The sequence below is a fragment of the Flavobacterium faecale genome, assembly GCF_048320115.1.
GTDB lineage: Bacteria > Bacteroidota > Bacteroidia > Flavobacteriales > Flavobacteriaceae > Flavobacterium > Flavobacterium faecale_A.
The window spans coordinates 2316996-2328585 of sequence record NZ_CP182943.1; the positions used below are offsets into that span (position 1 = coordinate 2316996).

The 11590-nt window shown below is 35.6% G+C and carries 8 protein-coding genes; 2 read left to right on the forward strand and 6 right to left on the reverse strand.

Annotated elements, in window-relative coordinates:
- The first annotated feature begins 33 nt into the window (after nt 1-33).
- Together ACNH59_RS09795 and ACNH59_RS09800 are read left to right on the forward strand one after the other, a co-directional pair.
- Complete coding sequence (locus tag ACNH59_RS09795; protein WP_320889714.1) at nt 34-1938, forward strand: PQQ-binding-like beta-propeller repeat protein; 1905 nt, start codon at nt 34-36, stop codon at nt 1936-1938.
- A 277-nt stretch (nt 1939-2215) separates the two neighbouring features.
- Nucleotides 2216-2782, forward strand: coding sequence for a DUF4142 domain-containing protein (locus tag ACNH59_RS09800; protein ID WP_418262366.1), 567 nt, complete (start codon nt 2216-2218; stop codon nt 2780-2782).
- Nucleotides 2783-2895: 113 nt separating this feature from the next.
- Here ACNH59_RS09800 and ACNH59_RS09805 read toward each other — a convergent pair whose 3' ends face one another.
- The 6 genes from ACNH59_RS09805 to ACNH59_RS09830 form a co-directional block, all read right to left on the reverse strand.
- Nucleotides 2896-3441 (reverse strand): dihydrofolate reductase family protein, encoded by a 546-nt coding sequence (locus ACNH59_RS09805; protein WP_418262367.1) that lies wholly within the window; start codon nt 3439-3441, stop codon nt 2896-2898.
- A gap of 1549 nt (nt 3442-4990) precedes the next feature.
- Nucleotides 4991-6430, reverse strand: coding sequence for a caspase family protein (locus ACNH59_RS09810; protein ID WP_418262368.1), 1440 nt, complete (start codon nt 6428-6430; stop codon nt 4991-4993).
- A 454-nt stretch (nt 6431-6884) separates the two neighbouring features.
- On the reverse strand, nt 6885-7706 hold the full coding sequence (locus tag ACNH59_RS09815) for an ABC transporter ATP-binding protein (protein WP_418262369.1): 822 nt from the start codon (nt 7704-7706) through the stop codon (nt 6885-6887).
- A 203-nt stretch (nt 7707-7909) separates the two neighbouring features.
- Nucleotides 7910-8749: an ABC transporter ATP-binding protein gene (locus ACNH59_RS09820; RefSeq protein ID WP_418262370.1), complete on the reverse strand. Its 840-nt coding sequence runs from the start codon at nt 8747-8749 to the stop codon at nt 7910-7912.
- Between the two features lie 80 nt (nt 8750-8829).
- Entirely contained in the window at nt 8830-9918 is a 1089-nt protein-coding gene (locus ACNH59_RS09825) for an ABC transporter permease (RefSeq protein ID WP_418262371.1), read from the reverse strand.
- A gap of 283 nt (nt 9919-10201) precedes the next feature.
- Complete coding sequence (locus tag ACNH59_RS09830; RefSeq protein ID WP_418262372.1) at nt 10202-11581, reverse strand: CmpA/NrtA family ABC transporter substrate-binding protein; 1380 nt, start codon at nt 11579-11581, stop codon at nt 10202-10204.
- Between the last annotated feature and the right edge of the window lie 9 nt (nt 11582-11590).

Below are 11590 nucleotides of genomic sequence, written 5' to 3' on the forward strand. Positions count from 1 at the left end.
AACGAATTAAACAACACAAAATTAAGACGAACTATGAGAAATTTAAACAAAAGTATTTTACTGTTAGTCGGGATGCTAATGGTAAATCTAACAACAGCACAAAAAGCAGAAACCCCACAACAGACCTATGATTTAGGTGCGAAAATTAACGAAATGACACTAACTGTTGGAGGAATTTTAATTGCAGCAACCAATGATGGATTAGTGGGGATTGACCCAAAGAAAAGCACACCTATATTTACATTCAACGACTTTGGGAAATTAAGTCCAGAAGAAACTGATTTTATACCTGCTTCCCCGTATATCGTAGTTTCACAAGGTGCGAATTCTAAATTTGCAGGAATCGCCAAAACTAAAAGGGCAGTTATAAATTATATCACAGGAAAAGTCATTTTTAATTCGGAGACTGAAAATTGGAATCAAATTTACACCTGTAATGTGGTCTTGCCACAAAATAAACTCATCATTAGCGGAATACAAAAAGAAGGTGATAAAGCTGAAAAAATGACGGCTAGAGTAGCGGTTTATGATTTAGGCGCTCAAAAATTAGATTATAAATTCTTCTTGGATAAGCCCGGAAGAGTGGGTATCGCAAAAGATTTTAGTGTCACAGGGACACCTTTACTATTGAAAAGTATGTTGATTATACCAACGGCTCAAGGATTAATTGCTAAATCCCATAAAGGAGATGATTTATGGGAATGTAAAATTAAAGGTGTAAACTGGATGGTGGCCGATGAAACCGAAAAAGAAATTTACGGCTTTGAAACAACTTCTAACGGAAAAAATACCCGTATTCATAAAATAGGAAGTAACGGTGCCGAACTGTGGAAAGATGATAGGAAAGTTCAAGGAAATGTATCTAATTTCCAAATTTTGCCTCAAGGGATAGCAGTCGTAAGTGATAAAAGTTCAGGAGGAAGCACTAGTGTATTTGCAACAAAAGATGAATCTGAAATCGCTTTTTTAAGTGCATCATCGGGAGAAGATTTATGGGATAAAGCGCCAAAAACAAAAGGCTATGTACAACATTTTTATGTACAAGAGGATGGGATATTATTTGGGATTCAACAAGGTGGAATCAACAAAATATCATTTGACGGAAAAACATTGTTTAAAAAGCCTTTAAAAACAGGGGAGAACATAATGGTTATGGCCGAATCACCTCAAGGTTTAATTTATATCACTAGTGAAGATGCTAATATTGTAAACTTAAAAACAGGTGACCAGGTATGGAAAAAACCATTAAAATATAAAAATTCAGCTGCAGTAGCCTCTACGTTTGACAGTGCAAAAAACAGATACCTGATTGCAGCCGATGGAGAAGTTTTTGCTATTGATGCTAAATCTGGAGACGTAAGTGATTTTGCAAAAGTAAAATTTGATGAAAAAGAAGTAGCCAATAGTATGGAAATCCGAAATGGTAATATATTCTTAAGCTCTTCTCAAAATGTGGCTATGTTAGATGCACAAGGAAAAGATAAGTTTCATGAGTATTATAAATCGCCAGGACAAAGTGGTTTTATAAAAGTGCTTTCGGGAATAGCTGCTGTAGCTGCAACTGGATTGGCAGCGGCTCATGCAGCCAAAGCTGGGGCGAATAGAACAAGCTCATACGGTAGTGCTAATGACTTAAGCAATTATAACGACTATGGTAAAGAAAACAAACGGGCTGCCGATATGTTTGCATCTATAGGAAGTACTGCTTTTGAGGTAATGTCAAAACGTTTTAAAGCCACAGCAGCCACAGAAAATGCCCAGTTTATATTAACAAAATTGGATAGCGGTGTGGGCTTAGTCAAAGTAAATAAAGATACTGGTAAAGCTGATAAAGAAATACTTCTTAAAGACAAAAAGCCAGAATATCAGGTGGATGAAATTGCGGGTGTTTTGTATTATAAAGCAAACGACAAAACGATTTACGCTTATAACTTATAAAATTTAATCTCGTTGTTTAAATTTGTGTGATGAGAGGCTGTCGAAAAGAAATTTTCGTCAGTCTCTTTTTTTGTGCTATTTTCTTAGAATAAATCCTTTAGCACTTCGAAGTGAAGCTAACATGATTATGCGTGCTACGTAAATGTTTCTGATTTTGGGAAGTCTGGTAAATATATAATAAGGAATCGATAAATAATATAATGTTTTAATATAATGATGTAAAATGGTAAGGATGTAAACGAATAACTTTGGAATAAACTTTTAAAAGAATTAGAATATGAAAAAGATATTGATGTTTAGTAAGATTGTTTTGGGTTCAGGATTGTTGTTGTGCACTATGAACTCTTGCAAAAATGAGCCTAAACGAGAAGAAATACAAGAAGTTGTTGAAGATTCCAATGAGGAAATGCTGGAAAATGATACTATTGAAAATGATGTAGAATATTTAGAAGATGCAGTAGAAATTAGCAGGTTTGAAATGGCTCTTGGAAAACTGGCATTACAAAAAGGATTAAGTAAGGAGGTTAAAGATTACGGAAAATTGCTTGTGGCCGACAATTTAAAATCAATGGAAGAAGCAAAAACGTTATCTAGTAAAATTACGGTAACTATGCCTGATGGCAATGCAGAAATGGATAACGAGAATTACATTAAACTGAAATCAAAGTCAGGAATGGATTTTGATAAAATGTTTGTTGAAATCATCGTAGAAGAACAGGAAAGAGCGATGGACAAAATGACTGAGATTTCACAGAAAGCAAAGGATACTGATCTTAAACTTTGGGCTTCCCGTCAAGTAATTGGGTTGACAACTCATTTTGAGCAAGCAAAAAAAATGCAATAAAAAATAAGTGGTTAGACGAATTAGATTCGTTTTTTTAGAAAAAGCTGTTGTTCATTCAACAGCTTTTTTTATAGTTTGGAAAGGATTACCACCTATCGGAGACCTTAGTACAATTAAGCTTGTTTGTAATAATGGATAATGGCACCCGATTTAAAGGTTTTAGTATTTAATAATTTAAAAATCGTTCTATCCTGTATTTTGTCAAATAGCGGTAAACCTTTACCAACAATGACAGGATGAATACACAATTGATACTCATCGATCAAATTAAGGTTCGTTAATTGAACAATCAAACTTCGACTGCCAATCAAAATAGCTCTCCCTGGTTGTTGCTTTAATTCTGAAATCACTTTTTCAATAGGTTGGTCTGTTAATGTTGCACTTTTCCAATCTACTTTTTTGAGCGTATTGGAAAAGACTATTTTTGGAATTGTATCGATAGCTTGTGCAAATTCATCCATTGCTTTTTCGCCCGAAGGATTTTCGATGAAGGGTTGCCAAAAATTCATTAGCTCAAATGTTGTTCTGCCATATAAAATTACATCTGCTTGATTTAATAGTTCTGTGTAATGTTGATGTATTTCGGCATCTGGTATGCCAGCAGTATGGTCGCAAAAGCCGTCAATTGTGAGGTTTATTGCTGCTATAATTTTTCTCATACTTTTTACTTTTTAAGGCTTAACGAACTAACAGAAGACTAGGATGTATCCAATTGGAAAATACGTAAATTTAAGAATAACCTAAAAAACTTTGCAACATTTTAGAACTTTTCAAAGTTGCTACATTAAGATTTGATACATTTCGGATAGCGGTGAAACACCAAGTTTCAAGCCTCGTAACCCCAATCTTGTCTTCCCGACGATAGGAGGGAACTCCGTAAGTAACTCTACAAAGGTTGTCTATGATTTGTTCCTTTTTATGGGTTTTGAAAATATTTTTTGCAAAAGCCAAGAGACTTTTAGAACGATTTCGTTTATAACAACCTATTAAAATTGCGCAAAGTCAGAGACATTTGCGCAGCAGTTAGAACAATGTTTTGTGCTTTTCGGGGAGGCGGGGAGCAGGGTTACTTTAATGATAACGTACCATACGAAAGGATTCGTGCGGTAGCGGGGCGGTAGCATTGGAAACACCAAGTTTCAAGCCTCGTAACCCCAATCTTGTCTTCCCGACGATAGGAGGGAACTCCGTAAGTAACTCTACAAAGTTTATCTATAATTTGCTCCCTTTTATGGGTTTTGAAAATGTTTTTTGCAAAAGTCAGGAGACTTTTAGAACGTTTTCGTTTATATCAACCTATTAAAAATGTGCAAAGTTAGAGACATTTGCGCAGCAGTTAAGACTATGTTTTGTACTTTTTGGAGAACTGCGGAGTTGGTAGCATTGGAAACACTAAGTTTCAAGCCTTGTAACCCCAATCTTGTCTTCCCGACGATAGGAGGGAACTCCGTAAGTAACTCTACAAAGGTTGTCTATGATTAGCTCCCTTTTATGGGTTTTGAATTTGTTTTTTGCAAAAGTCAGGAGACATTTAGAACGATTTCGATTATAACAACCTATTAAAATTGCGCAAAGTCAGAGACATTTGCGCAGCTGTTAGAATAATGTTTTGTACTCTTCGTAGAGGCGGGAAGCAGGGTTACTTTAATGATAACGTACCACACGAAAGGATTCGTGCGGTAGCGGGGAACTGCGGAGGTGGTAGCATTGGAAACACCAAGTTTCAAGCCTTGTAACCCCAATCTTGTCTTCCCGACGACAGGAGGGAACTCCGTAAGTAACTCTACAAAGTTTATCTATAATTTGCTCCCTTTTATGGGTTTTGAAAATATTTTTTGCAAAAGTCAGGAGACTTTTTGAACGTTTTCGTTTATAACAACCTATTAAAATTGCGCAAAGTCAGAGACATTTGCGCAGCAATTAGAACAATGTTTTGTACTCTTCGGAGAGGCGGGGAGCAGGGTTACTTTAATGATAACGTACCACACGAAAGGATCCTGAAATCCGTATGTCTAATATTTATTAATAGTTCTAATTGATTTAACAGTCTTTTTTGTTCTTAAAAATAAGTTATCAAGAAGACTCTAGGTTGAAAAAGTTTTCTATTTTCGAAATTCTCATAGAATTGTAAATAAAATATAAAAATATCACCGAGCCTTTCAATATTAGACATACGGATTTCAGGAAGGATTCGTGCGGTAGCGGGGGTTATTTTTTTGTATCAAATTTTTCTTGTAGTGCTTTTAATATATTTTTTTCTGTCCCAGAAATAATATTAGAAATGAATTCTAGAATTTGATTTTTATTTTTAATTAGAAAATCATCAGAACTCCATTTGAAATTTATATTTATTTCTCTACGGCTCCAATCGGTTTCTGTATAACTAGTAAAAGCATAAAAAACTTTAATATCTTTTTTAGAAATCAAAAATGTAAATAATAAGGCATATTGTGTCAAATTCGGATAGATTGGTGAAAAGTCAATCGTAATGTATTTATATGGAATGTCTATTGGTTGTTCGAATCCCATTAAGTCATTTCTGTATTTGGTTACTATTTTAGTACCTCTCATCATACTTGAAAATGTGCCGAACCGATTAGGACTAGTTTCTTCTTCTTGATATGATACTTTCTCGTAATCAGCCTTTGCAAAATAATCATTGGGATTATCTTCAAGCCAACGTGCAATTAAAATTCCTTTTGGTAAATCCCTTAAATGATGCGAAAATGAATTTTTGTATTTATATAATTCATTTATTTCCGTTTTTAAAGTTGTTTCAATTATTAACTCTTTTATTTCGTTTAATAGTTGTTGAGTTTCTTCTTGAGTAGAATAAATTTCTGCATCTTTTTTTATTCTATCTAGATAGGAGTTGTACTTAATGGATTCTTCTTTAGCGACTTCTGTTTCTTTTTCCTCTTTTATTATATATTTTGAAATAACATCTTGTAATTCTTTAGATGTAGTTAAAAAACTCTCTGTATGGTCTGCTTGTGTAATAAAGAAAGGTGTCTGTTCTGTACTTTTTTCAAACTCATCAGAAATAAAATCTATAATATCTTTATATCTTATAGTTGGTTTATTGTTAACGCTTATAGCTTCAAGGAAGCCTTTTGTGAAATCACTTAAATCCGCATTTTGATATGAATATTGCGAGGTCATACTTGAATGCATAAAATAACATTTTTCAAAACTATCAGTTGTTTTTGAATAGTATTTTTCAACAATGTTTGAATTTCCTTTTATGTAAGAAACTCCAGATTGACAGGCATCAATTACTTTAGTGACCATTTTTGGTTTGATGCTTTTTATCATATTATCAATTTCAGAATTCTGAAGTGACGTTTGTCTTTTCTGCGATTCATCAAAATTTGACAGAATATAGTAAAATTCATTATTCATAAAACTCCCGTGACCAGAAAAGTAAAAGAATAGTTCTTCAATTTCATTCCCTTTCCAGTCCGAAAAAAGTTTAGATAATTCAGACTTAATGTTATTGCTGTCAACTTTTTTGTTAAAAACTTTAATCTCGTCAAATTCTTTTGAAGTATGCAATACCTCACTAATAGCATTTAAGTCGTTATCACAGCCTGGAAGATTATCGTAATTCTCATATTCACTTATTCCAATTAGTATTCCAATTCTCATTTTAGTCCTTATTTTTTAATTGTATACAACTAGCTTATTCGCGCATAAACTATGTTAGTTTTATTCTAAAAGGGCATGTTATGCGCAGATCTTTATATTTATGATTGCGTATTATTTATAATTTCAAATATATTCTTTTTTTTCTTACAAAGGAGTACAAGGAAATATTTTTTGTAAGATATTTTGCTAAACGACATTATGAAAATAAAAACGCGATTTTTAGCCCTGATGGAGCCGGTATCCTTTTTATTTTGTTTTTAGAACTCGGGTTAACTCAGCATGATGTTGCTATTTGAAAAAGGCTTCGACAGGCTCAGCCTGACAAAATAAAAAGATAAAGGCGAGAGCAGGAGGGGAGTTTGTTTTGGAAACTAGTCATTCTGCTCCCCAAAAAAAAATCGAACGAGCGTAGGTAGCTGTTCGATTTTGGAATGAATAAATTTGGGGCAAAATATTAATGTTCAAGGAAGTTGATGAGGTGTTCCCTGTTGGCGTAATAAGTTTCGTGTTCTAGGATGGCTTTACGGTTGCGGGGACGATCGTAGGTGATGTCTAGGATGTCGCCTATTTGGGCTCTTGGGCCTGAGGTCATCATGATGACTCTGTCGGCTAGGAAAATCGATTCATCGACATCGTGGGTAATCATGATTCCTGTTGTTTTTTCTTTGTCTAAAACTTCTAGTAGTACGTCTTGCAATTCGCCACGGGTTAGGGAATCGAGCATTCCGAAGGGTTCGTCCAAAAGCAATACTTGTGGTTTCAAGGTCAAGGCTCTGGCGATGCCCACACGTTGTTTCATACCTTGTGACATATCGTTGGCTTTTTTGTTAAAAGCACCGTCGAGACCTACTTTACTCAGGTAGTATTTGCAAATGTCTTCGCGTTGTTTTTTGGTAGCATGAGGAAAGACTTTGTCAACACCCAATTGAACGTTTTCTAAAGCGCTCATCCAAGGCAACAAACTTGGAGACTGAAAGATGATACCACGGTCTGGGCCTGGTCCTTTGATAGGTGTTCCGTCTAAGATGATTTCGCCGCTTGTAATGGGGTTCAATCCTGCAATCATAGAGAGTAAGGTGGTTTTTCCACAACCAGAATGACCAATGATGGAAACGAATTCGCCTTCTTTTATTTTTAGATTCAAATTTTCGAGTACTACAAAGTCCCCTTTTGGCGTAGGATAGACTTTGGTAACGTTGGACAATTCCAACATGTATTTTTCAAAACCGAGTGCGTCTCTTGCTATATCTTTTGTGTGTAGTTGTGTGTCTGTCATGTTTTCTGTTTTTTTAAGGTGCTGAGGATTTGAGTAGCTAAGATTGGGGTGATAATTTGCGTCAGTTCGAGTGATTCGCTGCGGTGAATTGTATCCAGAACTGGAAAAATTGCATTAAAAACGGTTCTCGATACATTTTTTGTTCCGTTGCACTTCACAAAAAACACTCGAACTGACGTTTTTAATTAGTGTATCCAAAAAAATCAATCAAATTTTACGGGAACTAAATCCGGTAATTCGTATTCAGGGACTTCTAATCCTGCTGTTCTTTCCTGACCTATCTCCATTAAATATTCAATAATCTCGTTACGTAATTTCTTGAAATTATCATTGTGGTTCAGTGCGGTTTTGTCTCTAGGGCGCTCAATGTTGATGTCAAACTCTGGTCCTAAAGTAGCTCTTGGTCCTGGACGTAGCGGAATCACCCTGTCGGCCATAAATACGCCTTCATCCACGTCATTGGTAATTAGCAAGGCTGTACGTTTGTCTTCGCTCCAGATGGACAGAATTTCTTCTTGCAAATTTCCTCTAGTCAGAGCATCCAAAGCGCCCAAGGGTTCGTCCATCAAAATCAATTCGGGTTTCATAGCCAAGGCTCTTGCTACCGCTACACGCTGACGCATACCTCCAGAAAGTTCTCTTGGTTTTTTGTTGATGGCGTGCGAAAGGTTTACTTTTTCGATATAACTTTTCACCTGTTCGTCTATTTCTTTTGCGCTCCAATTGGGGAAAACAGCTCTCACTGCCATAGCAATGTTATCATAAACCGTTAGCCAAGGGAGTAAGGAATAGTTTTGGAAAATAATGCCACGTTCGTGACTGGTTCCTGAAATAGGTTGTCCTTTGAATAATATTTGTCCTGAATCCGGCTCGATTAATCCAGCGAGTAAATTGACCAAAGTCGTTTTTCCACTTCCTGTAAATCCTACAATCGCTACAAATTCGCCTTCTTCTATCTTTAAGTTGATGTTTGATAATACTTCGGTTTTATTTTTTCCTTCACCGTAAGATTTACAAACATTTTTTAGTTCTAAATAAGCCATAGTCTTTTTGTTTTTTAGGTTCTGAGTTGCTGAGGTTCATAGTCTCTGAGAGTCTTAGCTTCTTAGCTCCTCCAAATAAATTAATCTGTAAACGTTAGTAGTTTTTGGAAAATCATCATGACTCTATCAAGCATGAATCCGATGATACCAATCACAAACATGGCAACAATAATTTTTGAGTTGGAATCGCTAGAACCATTTTGGAATTCTTCCCAAACAAACGAACCTAAACCAGGGCTTTGTGCTAATAATTCAATCGCAATTAAAACCATCCAAGCTACAGAAAGTGTAATACGTAATCCTGTAAAAATCATTGGAAACGAGGATGGAAGGATAATTTTGAATATTTTTTTGAATGTTCCCAATTGCAATACTTTGGCAACATTGATATAATCTTTATCAACTGAGGAAACTCCAACGCTGGTGTTGACTAGAGTAGCCCACATCGAACATAAGCCCACACTGATAAATGAAATCACAAACGATTTTTCGACATCTACATTAGTCAAGACTGTTTTTACAATCATCGAAACTAATAACAACCATACTACAGGAGAAACCGGTTTCAAAATTTGGATAATCCAGTTAAAAGAGGTTCTCAGGGTATTACTCAATCCCAGTACAATTCCCATAGGCACTGCAATAATGATTGACAATAAAAATCCTGCGAATACTGTTTTTAAACTCGTTTTGATTTGGTCCACAAATGATGGACGTCCAGTGTAAACAATTTCAGTTTCACCTTTGGCAACACGTTCCGTGTTTATAGCAGCATATTTTTCAATAAAGTCTGCTTTTTTAGCAGCCATTATAAGGTGGTCATCCCATAATTTACCCAAAGCACCTACGACCATCACAGGAGAAGGAAGAGAGTTTGGTCGGCAACTGATATCTCCAGAGGCGATACAGTCTTCTAATCTCTTCGCGGCTTCAGGACCTTGATCTTTTAATGCTTTTTCGATTTTTATTTGAGATTCAACATTAGCTAAATAATCTGAAAATGATTGCCATAAAAGAATAAATAGAAATACAGATAGCAAAGGAAAGAGGATTCTCTTAAAAGTAGCTGCGGCATTTTTTTTAACTTCTTCACCAGAAATTAGTCGAATGAGCGGTTCTAGATAACCTAATCCTATAAAATTTACGGTTTTTATTGTTAATGTCTTCATAGTCTTTTTATTTATTAATGTTGGTTTTAAAAAGGGAATGGTATTTCGTAAAATAGGATTCGTACTTTTTAAAATAATGGTCTAGTTTGAATTTGTTTCGTAAATCCTAACAGAGGGTATTTACTAGTTTTTGTTTGTTTTGTTTTTGTTGTTTGATAAAACTGAGGATACCGTTACAGCATCCTCAATTTCCAATGCTTTGCAGTTTAAGGTTTTGGTTTTTTTGAAAGAATCCGAGAAACATACTACTGCTTACTGAACTCCTTCACTCAAAACCCTTAACTTAATTCTTATTCCCAATTTTCATGCTTTTGATGTATTCCAATGGTTTTTTACCATCAAATTGAATTCCGTCAATAAAGTCAGTAGTTGCTGGTTTGTAACCGTCAGTAGTTGGGATATCTTCTTGAGATAGGTTTCCTTCTTTTACTAATAATTCAGCTGCTTTAGTCCAAATTTCAGGTAAGTAAACCTCTTTAATTTTAGATGCATACCAATCTGCTGGTTGTGCTTCTGTAATTTGTCCCCAACGTCTCATTTGCGTCATGTACCAAACTCCATCAGAGTAGAATGGGTAAGTAGCGTGGTATTTGAAGAATACGTTGAAGTCAGCTTCATCACGTTTGTCTCCTTTTTCATATTCGAAAGTACCTGTCATTGAGTTTCCTAAAACTGCTTCATCAGCACCCACATAAGCAGGACTAGATAAAATTTTCACTGCTTCAGCTCTGTTTTTTGGATCATCTAACCATTTACCAGCTCTAATTAACGCTTTTGTAATTGCGATAGCCGTATTTGGATTTTTTTCCACAAAAGCTTTAGTCATTACAAATACTTTCTCTGGGTGGTTTTTCCAAATGTCACGTGAAGTGATTACTGGAACTCCAATTCCTTTGCTTACTGCTTGTTGGTTCCAAGGCTCTCCTACACAGTATCCGTTGATTGTTCCTGCTTCAAGAGTTGCTGGCATTTGTGGTGGAGGTGTAACTGATAAAAGTGCTTCTGCATTGATCATTCCTTGTGCATTGTCTTTGGTGTACATTCCAGGGTTGATACCGCCTGCTGCTAACCAATAACGCAATTGGTAGTTGTGGGTTGATACCGGGAATACCATACCCATTTTGAATGGTTTGTTAGCGTTTTTGTAATCTTTAATTACAGGTAACAAAGCGCTAGCACTGATTGGGTGTACTGGTTTTCCGTCTTTCAATGGCAATGAAGGTTTCATTTTTGACCAAACATCGTTAGAAACAGTAATCGCGTTTCCGTTCAAGTCCATAGAGAAAGTGGTTACTAATTTAGCTTGTCTTCCAAAACCAACTGCGGCAGCAATAGGTTGACCTGCTAACATATGTGAACCGTCAATTTGCTCGTCAATTACACGGTCAAGGACATTTTTCCAGTTAGACTGTGCTTCAAGAGTTACAAACAATCCTTCGTCTTCAAAGAATCCTTTTTCTTTGGCGATGGCAAGAGGTGCCATATCGGTTAGTTTGATAAAACCTAAAGTTACTTGTGGTTTCTCTAAAGTTAATTTTTCAGTTGTTGAAGCGGTTGCTGTTTCGGCATCTGCAGCTCCTTCTTTTTTAGCTTCTTTTTTACAGCTGATAACTCCTAGAGCTGTTATCGCTAATAACGAAATTTTAAATACTAGTTTTTTCATCTTATTTGT